The organism is Pigmentiphaga soli, from assembly GCF_039541095.1.
GTDB lineage: Bacteria > Pseudomonadota > Gammaproteobacteria > Burkholderiales > Burkholderiaceae_B > Pigmentiphaga > Pigmentiphaga soli.
The window spans coordinates 35,040-52,198 of sequence record NZ_BAABFO010000010.1; the positions used below are offsets into that span (position 1 = coordinate 35,040).

Annotated in this window: 17 protein-coding genes and 1 pseudogene; 7 read left to right on the plus strand and 11 right to left on the minus strand. The window is 68.9% G+C overall.

The features are described from left to right. Positions 1-260: 260 nt before the first annotated feature. Positions 261-551 carry a type II toxin-antitoxin system ParD family antitoxin gene (locus ABD927_RS11805; RefSeq protein ID WP_345249577.1) on the plus strand — a complete coding sequence of 97 codons (291 nt, stop codon included), beginning with the start codon at positions 261-263 and terminating at the stop codon, positions 549-551. Further along, a complete protein-coding gene (locus ABD927_RS11810; protein WP_345249579.1) occupies positions 551-919 on the plus strand; it encodes a type II toxin-antitoxin system RelE/ParE family toxin in 369 nt (122 codons plus the stop codon). Before ABD927_RS11805 ends, ABD927_RS11810 begins: the two co-directional genes overlap by 1 nt. 56 nt (positions 920-975) lie before the next feature. Here ABD927_RS11810 and ABD927_RS11815 read toward each other — a convergent pair whose 3' ends face one another. The 5 genes from ABD927_RS11815 to tcuA all read right to left on the minus strand — a co-directional run bounded on the left by ABD927_RS11815 (position 976) and on the right by tcuA (position 6,476). Beyond that, positions 976-1,887 carry a LysR family transcriptional regulator gene (locus ABD927_RS11815; RefSeq protein ID WP_345249581.1) on the minus strand — a complete coding sequence of 304 codons (912 nt, stop codon included), beginning with the start codon at positions 1,885-1,887 and terminating at the stop codon, positions 976-978. Positions 1,888-2,006: 119 nt separating this feature from the next. Next, positions 2,007-2,960: a Bug family tripartite tricarboxylate transporter substrate binding protein gene (locus ABD927_RS11820; protein WP_345249583.1), complete on the minus strand. Its 954-nt coding sequence runs from the start codon at positions 2,958-2,960 to the stop codon at positions 2,007-2,009. 57 nt (positions 2,961-3,017) lie between these two features. After that, on the minus strand, positions 3,018-3,722 hold the full coding sequence (locus ABD927_RS11825; protein ID WP_345249585.1) for a Sua5/YciO/YrdC/YwlC family protein: 705 nt from the start codon (positions 3,720-3,722) through the stop codon (positions 3,018-3,020). Between the two features lie 245 nt (positions 3,723-3,967). Further along, on the minus strand, positions 3,968-5,095 hold the full coding sequence (gene tcuB, locus ABD927_RS11830) for a tricarballylate utilization 4Fe-4S protein TcuB (RefSeq protein WP_345249587.1): 1,128 nt from the start codon (positions 5,093-5,095) through the stop codon (positions 3,968-3,970). Next, positions 5,082-6,476, minus strand: coding sequence for an FAD-dependent tricarballylate dehydrogenase TcuA (gene tcuA, locus ABD927_RS11835; protein WP_345249589.1), 1,395 nt, complete (start codon positions 6,474-6,476; stop codon positions 5,082-5,084). The genes tcuB and tcuA overlap by 14 nt, the downstream gene beginning before the upstream one ends. A gap of 182 nt (positions 6,477-6,658) precedes the next feature. Here tcuA and ABD927_RS11840 point away from each other — a divergent pair, with 182 nt between their 5' ends. Together ABD927_RS11840 and ABD927_RS11845 are read left to right on the plus strand one after the other, a co-directional pair. Next, positions 6,659-7,324 carry a GntR family transcriptional regulator gene (locus tag ABD927_RS11840; RefSeq protein WP_345249840.1) on the plus strand — a complete coding sequence of 222 codons (666 nt, stop codon included), beginning with the start codon at positions 6,659-6,661 and terminating at the stop codon, positions 7,322-7,324. A 216-nt stretch (positions 7,325-7,540) separates the two neighbouring features. Continuing rightward, a pseudogene (locus ABD927_RS11845) lies at positions 7,541-8,794 on the plus strand (malic enzyme-like NAD(P)-binding protein); the annotation flags it as partial. 138 nt (positions 8,795-8,932) lie between these two features. On the opposite strand, the gene queC reads toward ABD927_RS11845, so the two are convergent. The 3 genes from queC to ABD927_RS11860 form a co-directional block, all read right to left on the minus strand. Further along, positions 8,933-9,655 (minus strand): 7-cyano-7-deazaguanine synthase QueC, encoded by a 723-nt coding sequence (queC, locus tag ABD927_RS11850; protein ID WP_345249591.1) that lies wholly within the window; start codon positions 9,653-9,655, stop codon positions 8,933-8,935. Further along, positions 9,655-9,816, minus strand: coding sequence for a DUF6726 family protein (locus ABD927_RS11855; RefSeq protein ID WP_345249593.1), 162 nt, complete (start codon positions 9,814-9,816; stop codon positions 9,655-9,657). Before ABD927_RS11855 ends, queC begins: the two co-directional genes overlap by 1 nt. 205 nt (positions 9,817-10,021) lie before the next feature. Then, positions 10,022-11,254, minus strand: coding sequence for an MFS transporter (locus tag ABD927_RS11860; protein ID WP_345249595.1), 1,233 nt, complete (start codon positions 11,252-11,254; stop codon positions 10,022-10,024). A gap of 337 nt (positions 11,255-11,591) precedes the next feature. On the opposite strand from ABD927_RS11860, the gene ABD927_RS11865 reads away from it, so the two are divergent. Both ABD927_RS11865 and ABD927_RS11870 read left to right on the plus strand, forming a co-directional pair. Beyond that, a complete protein-coding gene (locus ABD927_RS11865; RefSeq protein WP_345249597.1) occupies positions 11,592-12,389 on the plus strand; it encodes a DODA-type extradiol aromatic ring-opening family dioxygenase in 798 nt (265 codons plus the stop codon). A 97-nt stretch (positions 12,390-12,486) separates the two neighbouring features. Continuing rightward, positions 12,487-14,334 carry an ABCB family ABC transporter ATP-binding protein/permease gene (locus ABD927_RS11870; RefSeq protein WP_425570246.1) on the plus strand — a complete coding sequence of 616 codons (1,848 nt, stop codon included), beginning with the start codon at positions 12,487-12,489 and terminating at the stop codon, positions 14,332-14,334. A 46-nt stretch (positions 14,335-14,380) separates the two neighbouring features. On the opposite strand, the gene ABD927_RS11875 is transcribed toward ABD927_RS11870, so the two are convergent. Both ABD927_RS11875 and ABD927_RS11880 read right to left on the minus strand, forming a co-directional pair. Then, positions 14,381-15,085, minus strand: a complete 705-nt coding sequence (locus tag ABD927_RS11875; RefSeq protein WP_345249601.1) for a uracil-DNA glycosylase family protein — start codon at positions 15,083-15,085, stop codon at positions 14,381-14,383. After that, the gene (locus tag ABD927_RS11880) at positions 15,082-15,417 is read right to left on the minus strand and encodes a DUF488 domain-containing protein (protein ID WP_345249603.1); all 336 of its coding nucleotides are present in this window, start codon (positions 15,415-15,417) and stop codon (positions 15,082-15,084) included. Before ABD927_RS11880 ends, ABD927_RS11875 begins: the two co-directional genes overlap by 4 nt. Positions 15,418-15,497: 80 nt before the next feature. Between ABD927_RS11880 and ABD927_RS11885 the strand changes: the two genes are divergently transcribed. Then, positions 15,498-16,343 carry a DUF3014 domain-containing protein gene (locus tag ABD927_RS11885; protein ID WP_345249605.1) on the plus strand — a complete coding sequence of 282 codons (846 nt, stop codon included), beginning with the start codon at positions 15,498-15,500 and terminating at the stop codon, positions 16,341-16,343. Between the two features lie 88 nt (positions 16,344-16,431). Here ABD927_RS11885 and ABD927_RS11890 read toward each other — a convergent pair whose 3' ends face one another. Beyond that, the gene (locus ABD927_RS11890) at positions 16,432-17,088 is read right to left on the minus strand and encodes a bifunctional 4-hydroxy-2-oxoglutarate aldolase/2-dehydro-3-deoxy-phosphogluconate aldolase (RefSeq protein ID WP_345249607.1); all 657 of its coding nucleotides are present in this window, start codon (positions 17,086-17,088) and stop codon (positions 16,432-16,434) included. Between the last annotated feature and the right edge of the window lie 71 nt (positions 17,089-17,159).

Sequence of the window (17,159 nt, forward strand, 5' to 3'; positions counted from 1 at the left end):
CCCGGCAAACAGCGGGCCCGCGGAAGGCAGGCCCGGGATCGCTCGCGCGGATTGGAAACGGCGCGGCGTTGCGACATTGTAGCGTCAATGGGGGATTGCCGCCATGTTTCGCTGCGGCGCACAGCGATATGGGCGCCGCGCGATGGAATTCCGGCAACACTCCTGGGCGGCCATGGACATTGCGGTCCAAACGCTGATTGGCGTTTTATGCCAACGATGGTACGCTCGGACAAGAATCGTCCCACGGTGAACCGATAGCCATGCCGACACGCAATGTCGTGCTCAGCGAACAGCAACACGATCTCGTCGAAAATCTCGTCCGATCGGGGCGCTACCAGAACGCCAGCGAGGTGCTGCGCGACGGCCTGCGCCTGCTTGAGCAGCGCGAACGGCTGGAGGCCGCCAGGCTCGAGGCGCTGCGCAGCGCCGCCGATGCGGGCTGGCGCGACGTGGCGGCCGGCCGCTATGCCGATGTCGCCGACGCCCGGCTGGAAGACTTCATCGGACAACTGGGGCAACAGGCCGCAGAACGGGCACCCGGGCAGGATTGATGGCGCGCCGATATCGGCTATCGGCCGCGGCGCAGGCCGATCTGATCGGCATTTTCGCCTGGACCCACCGGCATTTCGGCGCATCCGCCCGCCGCCGCTACGAAGCGCTGGTCATCGCGGCGCTGCGCGACGTCGCTGCCGATCCGGACCGGCCCGGCAGCATGCAGCGGCCCGAACTCGGCGACGGCATCCGCTCGTGGCATCTGCGGTCCAGCCGCAGGCGAGCCCGGACCGGAAGCGGCATGGTGGGCCAGGCAAGGCATTTCCTGCTCTACAGGGTGGAAGACGATGTGATCGTCGTCGGCCGGGTCCTGCATGACGCCATGGAACTTGAACGGTACATAGCGTCAGGACAACCCTGGGAATAGCGCAGCGCCGCCGGCGCGACACCATGGCCTCGTCGTCCAGCAAGCCAGCGGTCGGCTCAACGCGGCACGAACACCCCCTGCGGGCACAGCGACGCCACGAAGGACCGCGCGATCGGCGGCAAGGCGCCGAAATCGCGCACGCCCAGCAGCAGGTCGCGCGCCGTCCAGGGATCGTTCAGCCCGACCTGGACCAGCGGCAACTGGGCGAGCTGGGTCTGCAAGGCGGCGCTCGGCAGGACGGCCACGCCCAGGCCGGCGCCCACCAGGCGGCACATGGCGTCGTAGCTCTTCACGCAGAAACGCACCGGCACCCGGCGCTCCTGCGCCTCGGCCTCTTCGCGCAGGCGGATCGCCAGCGAGGTCGAGGGCGGCAGGCAGATGAAGTCGTAATCGAGCACCTCGCTGAAATCGACGCTGCGGCGCGCGGCCAGCGGGTGCCCGCGCGGCGCCGCCAGCACCAGCTGGTCGGCGCGGAACACGCAGCTCTGGATGCCGGCCGGCGGCGTGCGGCTGACGAACACCGCGACGTCGGCCTCGCCCTGCAGCAGGGCGATGATCGCCGCGCCGCTGGTGCTGTGCTCCAGTTCGATGCGGGTGCCCGGGTTCGCGGCCAGGAAGCGGGCGACGACCTCGGGCAGGTACTGCGTGGCGGCCGACGTATTGGCCCAGATCCGGATCGCGCCGGCGTGGCCGGCGGCGTGGTCGGCCAGTTCGGACACCATCTGGCTGACGTCGGCCAGGATGCGGCGCGCGTGGTCTTCCAGCGTGCGGCCGGCCGGCGTGATGTGGATCCCGCGCGAATGGCGCTCCAGCAGGGCGACGCCGAGCGTCGCCTCCAGGTCGGCGATGCGCTTGCTGGCGGCGCCGACCGCCAGGCCGGCCGCGTGGGCGCCGCGGGTGATGCTGCCGGTCTTGGCAACCTTGGAAAACAGCGACAGCGTGGCCAGGTCGATCCGGTTGATATTCACTCGGCGTGCCGTCCGGAGGGCGCGGTGGGCGACTGGCGCGGCGGAGCCGGCGCGCGCTGCCCCTGCGCGATCCCGCTCTTATAGCGCAGTTCCCCGGCGGCGTCACCGCGCCGGCGGCCTCATTCCGGCTGGATGCCGGTGGCGGCGATCAGCGAGGTCCACTTCACCGTTTCGGAGGCCACGAAATCGCGCAGCACGCCGCTGTCGCCTGCGAAGGGCTCGACGCCGACGTTGGCCATGCGCGCCTGCACCGCCGGATCGGCCACGCCCGCCACCACCTGCTTCGACAGCGTGTCGCGGATGTCGGCCGGCAGGCCGCGCGGCGCGAACAGCCCGAACCAGGCCAGCAGCGTGAAGCCTTTCACCGTCTTCGACATGGACGGCACGCCGGGCAACAGCGGGATCTCGTCGGCGGTGGTCACGGCCAGCGGCCGCAGCTTGCCGCCCTTGGCCATCGGAATCACGTTGGTCGGATCGGCCACCGTGAAATCGATCACGCCGCCGGCCAGGTCCACCAGCATCTGCGGCACGCCTTTGTACGGCACCGGGATCGCGTCGAGGCCGGCATCGCGCACCAGCGCGCCGCCGGCGATCTGGTTGGCCGCGTTGGCATAGCCCCAGCGCAGCTTGCCGGGATGGGCCTTGCCGTAGTCCACCAGTTCCCGGGCGGTCTTGACCGGCAGGTCGGGCCGCACCGCCAGCACCTGCGGGATCAGCCCGATGCGGGCGATCGGCTCGAAGTCCTTGGCCGGGTCGTATTGGATATTCTTGACCAAGGCCTTGGCGGCGGCCTGCGTCGTATTGTTGCCCAGCAGCAGGGTGTAGCCGTCGGCGGGCGCATGGGCCACGAAATCGGCCGCGATCGTGCCCTGGGCGCCCGGCTTGTTCTCGACGAAATAGGTCTGCCCGCTGGCCTTCGTGAGGATCTGCGCCACCTCGCGGGCGATGACGTCGGTCGACGTGCCCGCCGGGAAGGGGCACACCACCCTGACCGGCTTCGAGGGATAGGCCTGGCCGTGCGCCGCCGCGGCGCATGCCATCCATGCAGAGAAAACCAATGCCCGCTTCATCATGTCGTCACCTCCGTTCTTGTCATCGTGCCGGGCCCGCGCGCCGGCGGCGCCCTGCAGTCATTTTTCCTTCAGCGCGATGCCGAATTCGGACCGGAACACCGCCTCGATCGCGTCGAAGCACACGCCCTTGCGAACGATGCTGTAGTCGCGGAAATCGATCATGGTGCTGGAAAGCCTGTCCGGGTTCTCGTAGCGCGAACGGCCGTAGTCGACCACCACGTCGGCGATGGCCAGCAGCGCCGGATCGATGTCTTCGACCGCGTAGCGGCTGCCGGTCAGCGATACGTTGGCCGACGAGCCGACCATCGGGATCTGCTCCTGCCAGCTCAGCTCGCCGATGCGGTTGCGCAATGCCCCGGCGTTGAGCAGCAGGTTCAGCGTGTCGCCCTTGATCGCGTTGTTGAAGACGAAGGGCTCCATGTTGGCGAAGAAGGGATGGTCGCGGCGGAACGGCGCCACCACCGCCAGCGGCAGGTCGTGTTCCACCGTGACCGCGCGCACCACGCGCCGGCCCTCTTCGCTGACGATGTGCAGCGCGTCGTGGGCGGGCAGCGAGCCGACGATGCCGGTCGGCTTCGAATAGCTGCGCCGCTTGGTGTCGTAGATCTTCCTGACCGCGGCCTCGGTGCGGGCCAGGATGGAATAGGCCACGTCGAGGTAGATGACCGCGATGCCGCCCGCGCGCAGGATGTCGAAGGTGGTTTGCGCATCGGCCGCGACATCGCCGGAATTCAACAGAAGATAGGGTTGGGTCGTGGCCATGCCGCCGTCTCGCGTGCGTCCGTTGCTGCCGGACGCGGTTGTCGTTTGCGGCAGATTCTAGGCATGCCCGCGCGGCGCGGTGACGTATTTGGAGAAAGCTGCTTTCGCGGCCGCAGAAGGCCATCGCCTCGTCCCGCGGACTATCGCGATGCGGCCCGGCCCAAAAAAAGCGGGCGTCCCGCGAAACCGCCAGACGCCCGCCCTGCAGTTTGCGCGCGGCCTGCCAGGCCACGCGCGCCAGCGAATCAGCCTTCCCCGCCCAGCCCCAGGTTGGGCCGGCGCGCTTCCAGCGCGTTCTTCAGCAGCGCGGCGAGCCGGTACATGCCGTGCACGAACTTGCCGTAGGGCAGCGTCACGAACAGCGCCATCACGATGCCCAGGTGGATCACCAGCAGCAGGCCGAGGAACGACGTTTCGCGGAAGGCCAGCAGCGCCAGCCCGCTGATGCTGGTCAGCAGCAGTTGCACGATGAAGGCCACGTCCATGCCGGTCTGCTTGACGTCGGCCGTGTTGGGATCGCGCTGCAGCTTCAGGTACAGCAGCCCCGCCGGGCCGATCACCAGCCCGATCCCGCCCAGCGTGCCGAGGATCACCGGCAGGCTGAGCAGGCCGTACGGCGCATGCCAGTCGAACACGTAGTGGTAGATCGTGCCCACGCAGGTGGCGGCGAAACAGGCCATGAAGCCGTAGAACGTGAAGTGGTGGAACCAGCGCCGCGCGTTGGACTGGTCGTCGCGCGGGTAGGTGCAGCCGACGTTGCCGTTGCCGTGCAGGTAGCGCAGGCTGAGCGCGTCGTCCAGCGCCTGGCCCAGCGGACCGGGCTGCACGATGCCGCCCGGCGCCTCTTCGGCGTCGCGCCAGAAGCGCGAGAAGCCGATCACCAGTGCCAGCAGCACGAACAGCGCCACCAGGCCGAAGGCCGTGGCCATCACGTTGTGCGGGATGATCTGGTAGAAATTGCCGCCGGCCGCCGGCGTGAGCAGGGCATCCCAGCTGCCCAGCACCGCCACCGCGATCAGCAGCGCGCCGACGATGCCCACCGCCAGCGCCAGCGACGCGAACAGGCCGTTGCGGTCGAACAGCGCGGCCAGCGGGCCCGGCCAGGCATAGCGCCGGTACGAGCCGCCGCGCACCTGCGCCAGCACCTGCGGGATGTTGACGGCGAACTCGTTGGGCGGCGCGTACTGGCACGAGTAATAGCACTCGCCGCAGTTGTGGCACAGGTTGGCCAGGTAATGGATGTCGCCCGGCGTGAACTGCAGCCGCCGCTCCATGGCCGGAAACACCGCGCAGAAGCCTTCGCAATAGCGGCAGGCGTTGCAGATGGTGAGGGTGCGCTGCGCTTCGCGCACCAGGTCGTCAAGCTGCTGCATGCGCCGCTCCCGTTCCCGCGATGCGGCCGAACACCGTGCCGATCGTCATGCCGAAACCCGCGGCATAGCCCTTGCCGAGGATGTTGCCGGCCATGATCTCGCCGGCCGCGAATAGATTGTCGGACATCGAGCCGTCCTCCATCAGGATCCGGGCGTTTTCGTCTACCTTCACGCCCAGATAGGTAAAGGTGATGCCGGTGCGCAGCGGGTAGCCGTAGAACGGCTTGCGGTCCAGGCGCTGCGCCCAGTGGGTTTTCTCGACCTCCAGACCGGCGGTGCGGCAGTCGTCCTGGACCGAGTGGTCGAAGGTGCCGGGCTGCACGGCGGCGTTGTACTCGTCCACCGTCTTCTGCACCTGCTCGACCGGCAGTTCCAGCTTGGCGGCCAGTTCGGCGATGGTGTCGGCCTGCACCGCCGGATACACGGTGGGCATGAAGCGGCCGACGGCCTTGGAATCGATGATCGAATAGGCGATCTGCCCCGGCTGGCCGGCCACCAGCCGGCCCCAGATGGCGTAGCGCTTGGGCCAGAAATCCTCGCCCTCGTCGTAGAAGCGCTTGCCTTCGCGGTTGACCACGATGCCGAGCGATACGCAATCCACGCGCGAAGCGATGCCGCCGTCGTACAGCGGCGCGCGGGCGTCGATGGCCACCATGTGGCCCTGGGTCGGGTCGCCGATGATCGAGGCGCCGCGCTCCATCATCTTGCGCAGCAGCACGCCCTGGTTGAAGCGGGTGCCGCGGATCAGGAAGTTGCGCGCCACCGGGCCCCAGGCTTCTTCCAGCCATTCGAGGTTGGATTCGAAGCCGCCGCAGGCCAGCACGTAGGCGCGCGCCGACACATTGAAGGTCTGGCCGCCGCGGCGCGCCACCAGGTGATCGACCCGCCCGCCTTCCATGACGATGTCGATCACCTCGACTTCGTACTCGACGCGCACGCCCAGGCGCTGCGCCGACTTGTAGTAGGCATTGACCAGCGCCTTGCCGCCGCCCAGGAAGAAGGCATTGGTGCGCCCCAGGTGCAGCGTGCCGCCCAGCGAGGGCTGGAAGCGCACGCCGTGCTTGCGCATCCAGGGCGTACAGGTTTCCGACTGGCGGATGACGTGCCGCAGCAGGTGCGGGTTGGTCTGGCCGCCGGTGACCTTGAGCATGTCCTGGTAGAACTCTTCTTCCGGATAGGCATCCGTCAGCACGTCGGTAGGCGCGGTGTGCATGCAGCGCAGATTGCGCGTATGGCAGCTGTTGCCGCCGCGCCATGCGATCGGCGCCGATTCGAGCAGCAGCACGCTGGCCCCCGCCTCGCGCGCCGTGAGCGCGGCGCACAGCGCCGCGTTGCCGCCGCCGACCACCAGGACGTCGTATCCCGATAATTCCTGCGTCACGTTGGTATCCCCTTTCACATCCCCCGCTTGCCGCGGGCAGCGCAGTTTAAACCGGAAAGACCGATGTACACAAATGTATTCATATGAGCGCAGCGGTCGCGGAGTGTTCGCAAACTGGTTATCATTGCCCGCGTCGCAGCCTAGATGCCCTCGCCATGCCCAGAAGCCGTTCATCCGCCCGCATGCCGGACGCCAAGACCGTGGGCAGGACGGCCGGGTCGCGCAGTGACCACGCCTACCAATACGTGCGCTCGGCCATCCGCAACGGCGACCTCGCCCCCGGCACGCGGCTGCGCGAAACCGAGCTGGCCGAACTGTTGGGGCTGAGCCGCACGCCGGTGCGCGAGGCGCTGGGCCGGCTGGAAAGCGAAGGGCTGGTAGCCAACGAGCCGGGCCGCGGCCTGATCGTCACCGAGCTCGACCACGGCATGATCAGCGAGCTGTACGTGATGCGCGAAGTGCTGGAAGGCACGGCCGCGCGGCTGGCGGCGCGCCACGCGTCCGACGTGGAGATCGCCACCCTGCGCGAGATCGCCGACCGCGACGACGCGCTGCGCGGCGACGCCGAGCGGCTGGCAGCCAACAACCGCTACTTCCACGAAACGCTGTACCGCTGCGCGCACAACCGCTATCTGTTGAAGACGCTGAACTCGCTGCAGGAGTCGATGGCGCTGCTGGGGCCCACCACGCTGGAAGTGCCCGAACGGGCCGCCACCAGCACCGGCGAACACCAGGAAGTCGTGGCCGCGCTGGAAGCCCGCGATCCCGACCTGGCCGAAAAGCTCACGCGCGAGCACATCCGCGCCTCGTACAAGGTACGGCTGAGCCGGCTCTGGCCGACGTTCTGAACGCCCGCCACGGCAGATGTCGCGTAAACCCTAGCATGCTGCAACGCGAAAAAAATGCTAGCGGCCGGCCGGCGATTGCAGCCCCCACTCCGATGCTGCGCCGCGCAAACAGCGCGTCGTGCCTGGGTTTGCCTGGAAAAACTACACGGTATGCCGGCTATCCGGGCATACAATGAAGCCCCCGCACGCACCCCAGGCGCTTTTCGAACCACCGACATGGACTCCTCCCTTACCGATCGGGCCTTGGCCTATCACCAGTTTCCCACCGCCGGCAAGATCGCCGTCGTCCCCACCAAGACGCTCGACAGCCAGAGCGACCTGTCGCTGGCCTACTCGCCCGGCGTGGCGGCCGCCTGCGAGGCCATCGCGAACGAACAGCACAACGTCGGACGCTACACGTCGCGGTCCAACCTGGTGGCCGTGATCTCCAACGGCACCGCGGTGCTGGGCCTGGGCAACATCGGCCCCTACGCGGCCAAGCCGGTCATGGAAGGCAAGGCCTGCCTGTTCCAGAAGTTCGCGGGCATCAACGTGTTCGACCTGGAACTGGCGGAAACCGACCCCGACAAGCTGATCGACGCGATCGCGATGATGGAGCCCACGTTCGGCGGCATCAACCTGGAAGACATCAAGGCGCCCGAGTGCTTCTACATCGAGCGCAAGCTGAGCGAGCGCATGTCGATCCCGGTGTTCCACGACGACCAGCACGGCACTGCCATCGTCACCTCGGCGGCCATCGTCAACGGCCTGCGCATTGCCGAGAAATCGCTGGACGACGTCAGGCTGGTGTGCTCGGGCGCCGGCGCCGCGGCCATCGCCTGCCTGGATCTGCTGGTGCGCCAGGGGCTGCGCAAGGAAAACGTGGTGCTGGTCGACTCCAAGGGCGTGGTGTTCGAGGGGCGCGACGAGCGGATGGAGTTCAACAAGTCGCGCTACGCCACCACCGGCACCGCCCGTTCGCTGGTCGACGCGGTGAAAGACGCCGACGTGTTCCTCGGCTGCTCGGCCGGCGGCCTGCTCAAGCCCGAGATGGTCGCATCGATGGCGCTGCGCCCGCTGATCCTGGCACTGGCCAATCCCGAACCCGAGATCCGGCCCGAAGAGGCCAAGGCCGTGCGGTCCGACTGCCTGATCGCCACCGGCCGTTCGGACTACCCGAACCAGGTCAACAACGTGCTGTGCTTCCCCTTCCTGTTCCGTGGCGCGCTCGACGTCGACGCGATGCGGATCACCGACGAAATGAAGCTGGCCTGCGTCGAGGCGCTGGCCAGCATCGCCCGCCAGGACGTGCCGGCGGAAGTGGCCAAGGTCTACGGCAAGGAACTGCGCTTCGGCCCCGACTACTTCATCCCCACTCCGTTCGACCCGCGCCTGATCGGCGAGATCGCGGCGGCGGTGGCGCAGGCGGCGATGGATTCCGGCGTCGCGCGCCGTCCCATCGACAACATCGACGCCTATCGCGAAGCGCTGCTGAAGAAGCCGGCCGCCGCGGCTTGATGGGCCCACCCCTGCGCGGCCCTCGGCCGCGCCCCCTCGAGGGGGCGGCGCGTGGCGGACCGGCAGAGCCGGATCCGTGGCGCCCTGGGTAGGTCTCTGCCTGCGGGAAGATCAGGCGGGCGGCAACGGCCCGGCCTGGCCGGCGCGCCAGCGGCGAAAGCCGCGCGCGCGCAGCTCGCAGGCCGGGCACGCGCCGCAACCGTAGCCCCATTCGAAGCGCCGGCTGCGGTCGCCGTGGTAGCAGGTGTGGGTGTGTTCGACGATCAGGTCCACCAGCGGCGCGCCGCCGAGGTCCTCGGCCAGCTGCCAGGTCTGCGCCTTGTCGATCCACATCAGCGGCGTCTCGAACAGGAAACGCCGGGCCATGCCCAGCGACACCGCCACCTGCAGGGCCTTGATGGTGTCGTCGCGGCAGTCCGGATAGCCGGAAAAATCGGTCTCGCACATGCCGCCCACGATCACGTCCAGCCCGCGCCGGTAGGCCAGCGCGGCTGCCATCGTCAGGAACACCAGGTTGCGGCCGGGCACGAAGGTATTGGGCAGGCCGTCGGCCGCCATCCGGATCTCGGTATCGCGGGTCAGCGACGTGTCGCTGATCTGGCCCAGCACCGCCAGGTCGACCATGTGGTCGTGGCCCAGCCGCCCAGCCCAGTCGGGAAAGCCGGCGCGCAGTTCGCGCAGCACGTTCTGCCGGGCTTCGAGCTCGACGCGGTGCCGCTGGCCGTAGTCGAAGCCCACGGTTTCCACGCGCTCGCAGCGGGCCAGCGCCCAGGCCAGACAGGTTGCGGAATCCTGCCCCCCCGAGAACAGGACCAGGGCGCCGCGGGGCGACATCAGTCGATGGCCGCGGCGCAGGCGTCGGTGGGCAGAGCCGCGACGCCGCCGACCAGCGGCACCATCTTGATGCCGGCCGATGCGACCCGGCACGGCGCGGCCATCACGCCGCAGCCTGACAACATCGCCGCGGCCAGCGCGGCAAACAAAAGGGGTTTCATATCGATCCGGCGGGGAAAAGCGCGAGGCTGGGCGTCACCTTAGCACCAAAATGCCGCAACGCAATAGCTCGGACCCCGCGCGTACCGCAACACCACCCAGCACGCCGCGGATCCGGCTCCGCCGGTCCGCCAGCGTCGCCCCTCGAGGGGCGCGCGAAGCGCGTAGGGACGGGCCTCCTCCCGGAAGCGCGTAGGGGTGGGCCGGTTACGCTCTGGCCTGCTGGCGGCGGTCGCGGCCGAGGTCGGGCAGGAAAACGGCCAACAGGCCCAGCAACGGCAGGAAGGCGCACAGCTGGTACACGAACACGATGCCATAGGCATCGGCCACGCGCCCCAGCACCGCGGCGCCCAGGCCGCCCATCCCGAATGCGAAGCCGAAGAACAGGCCCGACACCGTGCCCACCTTGCCCGGCATCAGTTCCTGCGCGAACACGATGATGGCCGAGAACGCCGACGCCAGGATCAGCCCGATCACGAAGCTCAGCACGCCCGTCCACAGCAGGTCCACGTGGGGCAGCACCAGCGCGAACGGCGCCACGCCCAGGATGGACCCCCAGATCACCTTCTTGCGCCCGATGCGGTCGCCGATCGGGCCGCCCAGGATGGTGCCCACCGCCACCGCCAGCAGGAACGCGAACAGGTGCATCTGCGCGTTCTGGACCGAAACGCCGAAGTGATCCATCAAATAGAACACGTAGTAGCTGGTGAACGCCGCCATGTAGAAGTATTTCGAGAACAGCAGCGTCATCAGCACCGCCATCGATGCAATCACGCGCCCGCGGCTGACCGGCGAGGCCACGTTGGACGCCGCCCGCGCCTTGCGCGCGCCCAGGTGGTTGCGCCGATACCATAGGCTGACCTGCAGCAGCACCCAGATCGCCACCAGCGCCGCCAGCCCGAACCACGCCACGCTGCCGCGGCCGTTGGGGATGATGATCCCGGCCGCCAGCAGCGGCCCCATCGCGCTGCCGAAATTGCCGCCCACCTGGAAGATCGACTGCGCCAGCCCATGCCGGCCGCCCGAGGCCAGCCGCGCCAGCCGCGACGACTCGGGATGGAAAATGGAAGACCCCGTGCCCATCAGGCAGGCGGCCACGATCAGGAAGCCATAGCTCGGCGCCACCGACAGCAGCAGCAGTCCGCTCAACGTGCAGGTCATGCCCACCGGCAGCGAAAACGGCTTCGGATGGCGGTCGGTGTACAGACCGACCAGCGGCTGCAGCAGCGAGGCCGTGACCTGGTAGGTGAGCGTGATCAGGCCGATCTGCGTGAACGACAGCGAAAAGCCGCTCTTGAGCAGCGGGTAGATCGCCAGGATCAACGACTGCAGCATGTCGTTGAGGAAGTGCGAGAAGCTGAGCGCACCCAGCATGCGAAAGCCGGTGCGTGCGGCGGGCGTCGAGGTCGGCGCGCCGTTGGCGGTTTGAGCGGTTGGCATGATGTCTCGGATTTATTGGACGCCGGTCCCGGTGCGGCGCGACGGCGGGATGCACCAGAAAGAAGCGGTATCCGTAGACTACCTAAGTTGACTTCGCCTGTCTTGCGAAATTCGGGCAATAGGTTCGTCGAAAAGGACACATTTGCGCTTTCAACGGGCTGAATGCGCCGTCATTTTTTGCACTATTGTGGTGCACCCGGCAAGAGCATTATCCACTCCCGCGGAACGATCCCTTCACCGAAACGCCATTGATCGGCCTGCTGACGGGCCCCATATTGTTTCAGGGCCGCCCGCCGGCGGCCCGCCCAGCGGCGGCCCGCCGCGCAGGAAACCCGCCATGCCTACCCCCCTTCCCACCTACTTCATCCCGCACGGCGGCGGCCCCTGTTTTTTCATGGAGTGGCCGGGCGACCCGCACATGTGGGACCGCATGGCCGACTTCCTGCGCGGCCTGGCCGGCGACGCCGGCGCCCGCCCGAAGGCGGTGCTGGTGGTGTCCGGCCACTGGCAGGAAGACGCCTTCACCGTCAACGCCGGCGCCCGGCCGCCGCTGCTGTTCGACTACTACGGCTTCCCGCCGCACACCTACCAGCTGCAGTACCCGGCGCCCGGCTCGCCCGGGCTGGCCGGGCGGGTGCAGGCGCTGCTGCGCGAGGCCGGCCTGCCGGCGGCGGAGAACGCCGAGCGCGGCTACGACCACGGCGTGTTCGTGCCCTTCAAGCTGATCTACCCGCAGGCCGACGTGCCCATCGTGCAGCTGTCGATGAAAAACGGGCTCGACCCGGCCGAACATCTGCGCGCCGGCGCCGCGCTGGCGCCGCTGCGCGACGAAGGCGTGCTGATCGTGGGCAGCGGCATGAGCTTCCACAATATGCGCGGCTTCACGCCGGCCTTCCGCGACGCCTCGCTGCGCTTCGACGACTGGCTGGCCGCCGCCGTGGCGCTGCCGCCGGCCGAGCGCGAACGCGCCCTGGTCCAGTGGCGCGACGCGCCCGACGCGCTGAAGGCGCAGCCGCATCCCGACCATCTCCTGCCGCTGATGGTGGCGGCCGGCGCCGCCGCCGGCGATGCCGGCCGCCGCATCTTCCGGGACCAGGTGATGAACGTGGTCGTGTCGGCCTGCCGGTTCGGCTGACGGCCATGCGGCGGCTTCGCCGTCCCGCGCCGGCGGCGTCCGGCCGCCACGGCGGCCGGCTTCCAACTGGCGTATCGTTCCGGCTATCGCATCGAGGATTTCCGCTTTGAACCCTCCCTCCCCCGCAAGCCGCCGCGGCGGCGGCTTCGCCACGCTTCGCACCCTGCTTCCCTATCTGTGGCCGCCCGGCGCGCGCGGGCTGCGCATGCGCGTGGTCGGCGCGGTTGCGCTGCTGATCGTCGCCAAGCTGGCCAATGTGTACGTGCCGATGTTCTACAAATCGGCGGTCGACGCGCTGGGCGGCACCGCCGGCGTGGCGGCGGCGATTCCGCTCGGCATGATCCTGGCCTACGGCGCGGCGCGCGTGGCCACGCTGCTGTTCTCGGAACTGCGCGACGCGGTGTTCGCGCGCGTGGCGCAGAACGCCATCCGCGTGGTCGGCCTGCAGGTATTCCGCCACCTGCACGCGCTGGCGCTGCGCTTTCACCTGGCGCGCCAGACCGGCGGGCTCACGCGCTCGATCGAGCGCGGCACCAAGGGCATCGACACGCTGCTGTCGTACATGCTGTTCAACGTGCTGCCCACGCTGTTCGAGATCGGGCTGGTCACCGTCATCCTGTGGCGCATGTTCGACGCCTGGTTCGCGCTGGCCACGCTGGCCACCGTCACGCTGTACATCGTCTACACGCTGGTGGTGACCGAATGGCGCACCAAATTCCGCCGCCAGATGAACGAGACGGATTCGGAGGCCAACACCAAGGCCATCGACAGCCTGCTCAACTACGAAACGGTCAAGTACTTCGGCAATGAAGAGCACGAGGCCGCGCGCTACGACAAGGCGCTGCAGCGCTACGAGCGGGCCGCGGTCAAGAGCCAGGTCAGCCTGTCGATGCTCAACATCGGGCAGGCGGCCATCATCTCGGCCGGCCTGACGGTGGTGATGTGGATGGCGGCCCGCGGCATCGTGGCCGGCCGCATGACCATAGGCGATTTCGTGCTGGTCAATACCTACCTGCTGCAGCTCTACCAGCCGCTGAACTTCTTCGGCTTCGTCTACCGCGAGATCAAGCAGTCGCTGATCGACATGGACAAGATGTTCGAGCTGCTGTCGGTGGACCGCGAGGTGGCCGACAAGCCCGGCGCCGCGCCGCTGCGCGTGCAGGGCGCCACGCTCGAATTCCGCAACGTCACCTTCGGCTACGACCCGCGCCGCACCATCCTGCACGACGTCAGCTTCACCGTGCCGGCCGGCAAGACGGTGGCGGTGGTGGGGCCGTCGGGCGCCGGCAAGTCCACCCTGAGCCGGCTGCTGTTCCGCTTCTACGACGTCGACGCCGGCGCCGTGCTGATCGACGGCCAGGACATCCGCGACGTGACCCAGGCCAGCCTGCGCGCGGCCATCGGCATCGTGCCGCAGGACACGGTGCTGTTCAACGACACCATCCTCTACAACATCGCCTACGGCCGCCCCGGCGCCTCGCAGGCCGAGATCGAGCAGGCCGCGCGGCTGGCGCACATCCACGACTTCATCCTGGCCATGCCCGACGGCTACCAGACGGTGGTGGGCGAGCGCGGCCTGAAGCTGTCGGGCGGCGAGAAGCAGCGCGTGGCGATCGCCCGCACCATCCTCAAGCGACCGGCCATCCTGCTGTTCGACGAGGCCACCAGCGCGCTCGACACCCATACCGAACGCGAGATCCAGACCAATCTGCGCGAGGTCAGCGCGGGCCGCACCACGCTGACGATCGCCCACCGGCTGTCGACCATCATCGACGCCGACGAGATCATCGTGCTGGAAGCCGGCCGCGTGGCCGAGCGCGGCACGCACCACCAGCTGCTGGCGCGCGGCGGTATCTATGCGGCGATGTGGCAGCGGCAGCAGGAAATGGCGACGGCCGGCAGCGTCGAGGCCGAAACCGAGGCCGCCGAGCCCACCGGCGCCTGACGGCGAGGCCGCGGCGGTCTCGCGTTCCGCCGGCCGGCGCCCGCTTTCATGCGCCGCCGGCCCGCCCCTTTCGGCCGCTGCCGGCAAGCGCCGCGCGGACGTCCGCCCGCAGCGCCGGCAGCACCTCGGCCTCGAACCATGGGTTCTGCTTGAGCCAATGGTTGTTGTGCCAGGAAGGATGCGGCAGCGGATACACCCGCAGCGATGAATCCCTCTGGCGAAGCGCGCGCCACGACCGCACGGTCTCGGTAACGCCCTGCCGCGCCATCGCCGGCCCCAGGTGCCATTTCTGCGCATGGCCGCCGATGGCCAGCAGCAGCGTCAGGCCGGGCAGCCGCGCGAACAGCTTGGCGCGCCAGATCTCCTGGCATTCCGGGCGGGGCGGCAGGTCGCTGCCGCCGGGCCGCCATCCCGGGAAACAGAAGCCCATCGGCACGATGGCCACCCTGGAGGCATCGTAGAAATCGTCTTCGCCGACGTCCATCCAGCGCCTGAGCCGCGCCCCCGACGGGTCGTTGAAAGGACGCCCGCTTTCATGGACCCGGATGCCCGGCGCCTGGCCGGCGATGCAGATCGTGGCCGTGGACGAAACCTGGATGACCGGCCTCGGCTCGTGCGCCAGGGCCTGTCCGTGGCGGGGCCGGTCGCGGCAGACCCTGCAGGCGCGGATGGCGTCGACATAGGCTTGCAGCGGCGCGTCGTCGTCCGGCACGACAAGGCCGGCGGTACAGGTTTCGGACTTCGGCGTCATTCCTTCAAGAGAACCTTTTTCAATACGACCGCATCGTTGTGCGCCTCGTCGCGGGCGCCGTAGACGAGCGTGACCGTCCCGGCCTTCGCGAGCGCGCGGATGCGCTCCAGTTGTTCGGCATGCTGCCGCAGTTCGGCCCGGTATCGGCGCTGGAACTCCGTCCAGCGCTCGGGATCGTGGCCGAACCACTGGCGCAACTCGGTGCTCGGCGCGATGTCCTTCATCCAGTCGTCGAGCGCGGCCTTGGCCTTGCTGAGCCCGCGCGGCCAGAGACGGTCCACGAGAATCCGCACGCCGTCGTCGGGCCCGGCCGGTTCGTAGGCCCGTTTCAATCGAAGATCCAAGATGCCTCCCTACGGCCGCCATGGGCAAGGTGTTAGGATAGACGCTTATCTCGCCCACGGGAGACGCCATGAAGCAGAAGCCCTACGCGTCCGAACGGTCGCCCGCGCCGATCATCGCCGTACTGGTCGTGCTGATCGCCGTCGCGCTGTACTGGTGGCACAACCGGCAGCAGCAAGAAGCGCCTCCTCCGCCGGCGCCTGCCGTGGCCGAGGCGCCCGCGCCCACCGTGGAGCCGCCGCCGCAGCCGGCGCAGCCCGAGATCCAGCATCCCGTCACCCCGCCGCCCGACGATACCGACCCGGCACTGGCCGCCGGCGACCTCAACGCCGGCCTGATGGCGCTGCTGGGCAACCAGACCGTGCTGTCGATGCTCAATACCGACCATTTCGCGCAGCGCGTGGTGGCCACGGTCGACAACCTCGGGCGCTCGCTGGCCGCGCCGGCCGTCTGGCCGGTGCATCCGGCGCCCGGCCGCTTCACGGTCGACGCCAAGGGCGACCGGCTGTACATCGGCGCGGCCAACGCCAAGCGCTACGCGCAATTCGTGAAGCTGGCCACCGCCGCCGGCCCCGACCGGCTGGTGGCGCTCTACCGCAAGTTCTATCCCGAGTTCCAGCACGCCTACGAGGAAATCGGCTACAGCCGCGGCTATTTCAACGACCGGCTGGTGGAAGTCATCGACATCCTGCTGGCCACGCCCGAACCCGACGAAACGCCCCAGGTGCTGCTGACCCAGGTCCAGGGCCCCACCGCGCCGGAACGCCCCTGGACCCGCTACGAATACGCCGACCCCGGCCTGGAATCGCTGCCGGCCGGCCAGCGCATCCTGCTGCGCATGAGCGCGCAAGACCGCAAGACCGTAAAAGACCGGCTCGCCGCCGTACGGGCAGCCCTGGTGTCCAACCCGTCCTGACACCCCGCCCTATCCAGAACGCCGCGGATCCGGCTCCGCCGGTCCGCCAGCGTTGCCCCCGGGGGGCGCGCGAAGCGCTTAGGGGCCCCTACCCCCCGGCCGCGATCCGCGTCTGGCGCAGCGCCTCCACCAGCGCATCCGTATCGCGCGCCGCCAGATGCCGCTTGTCGTACAGATTGCTGCCCATGCCCACGAACTGCGCACCGGCTGCGAAGTAATCGCCCATGTTGGCGGCCGTCACGCCGCCGGTCGGGCAGAACAGCGTGTCTTCGAACACCGCCTTCAGCGCGCCCAGGTGCCTGGGGCCGCCGGTTTCGGCCGGGAACACCTTCACCACGTCGGCCCCGGCGTCGCGCGCGGCGATGACCTCGGTCGCGGTGAACGCGCCCACCATGCTGATCGCGTCCACCGCCGCGGCCATCTGCGGCAGTTCGGCCACCACCCCGGGCGACACCAGGAAATCGGCGCCCGACTCCAGCGCCTCGTGCGCCTGGCAGGCCTCCGTGATGGTGCCGATGCCCAGCAGCACGCCGGCGCGGCCGGCGCTCTGGCTCTCGGCCCGCAATGCGCGCAGCACGTCCAGCACGCCGGGAATCGTCCAGGTCAGCTCTATCGCCTGGCAGCCCGCCGCCAGCGCCACTTGCGCGGCGTAGCGGGCCGTATCGGCATCGTGGTAACGCAGGACCGGGATCAGGCGGGTGGCGCGCAGGACGGCCCAGCGGCGCGTCAGCGTAGGGGAAGACATGGCGCTACTCCTGGGAAATGTCGGATGTCACAACGCTAACGCTAGCACAGCGGCGTGCCGGGCGTGTTGAC

Coding starts and splice junctions, on each gene's coding strand:
- ABD927_RS11875 (WP_345249601.1), bottom strand. CDS start 15,085: ATGACGCCGAAGTCCGAAACCTGTACCGCCGGCCTTGTCGTGCCGGAC.
- ABD927_RS11820 (WP_345249583.1), bottom strand. CDS start 2,960: ATGATGAAGCGGGCATTGGTTTTCTCTGCATGGATGGCATGCGCCGCG.
- ABD927_RS11860 (WP_345249595.1), bottom strand. CDS start 11,254: ATGCCAACCGCTCAAACCGCCAACGGCGCGCCGACCTCGACGCCCGCC.
- ABD927_RS11805 (WP_345249577.1), top strand. CDS start 261: ATGCCGACACGCAATGTCGTGCTCAGCGAACAGCAACACGATCTCGTC.
- tcuB (WP_345249587.1), bottom strand. CDS start 5,095: ATGCAGCAGCTTGACGACCTGGTGCGCGAAGCGCAGCGCACCCTCACC.
- ABD927_RS11885 (WP_345249605.1), top strand. CDS start 15,498: ATGAAGCAGAAGCCCTACGCGTCCGAACGGTCGCCCGCGCCGATCATC.
- ABD927_RS11890 (WP_345249607.1), bottom strand. CDS start 17,088: ATGTCTTCCCCTACGCTGACGCGCCGCTGGGCCGTCCTGCGCGCCACC.
- ABD927_RS11825 (WP_345249585.1), bottom strand. CDS start 3,722: ATGGCCACGACCCAACCCTATCTTCTGTTGAATTCCGGCGATGTCGCG.
- ABD927_RS11865 (WP_345249597.1), top strand. CDS start 11,592: ATGCCTACCCCCCTTCCCACCTACTTCATCCCGCACGGCGGCGGCCCC.
- queC (WP_345249591.1), bottom strand. CDS start 9,655: ATGTCGCCCCGCGGCGCCCTGGTCCTGTTCTCGGGGGGGCAGGATTCC.
- ABD927_RS11810 (WP_345249579.1), top strand. CDS start 551: ATGGCGCGCCGATATCGGCTATCGGCCGCGGCGCAGGCCGATCTGATC.
- ABD927_RS11840 (WP_345249840.1), top strand. CDS start 6,659: ATGCCGGACGCCAAGACCGTGGGCAGGACGGCCGGGTCGCGCAGTGAC.
- ABD927_RS11855 (WP_345249593.1), bottom strand. CDS start 9,816: ATGAAACCCCTTTTGTTTGCCGCGCTGGCCGCGGCGATGTTGTCAGGC.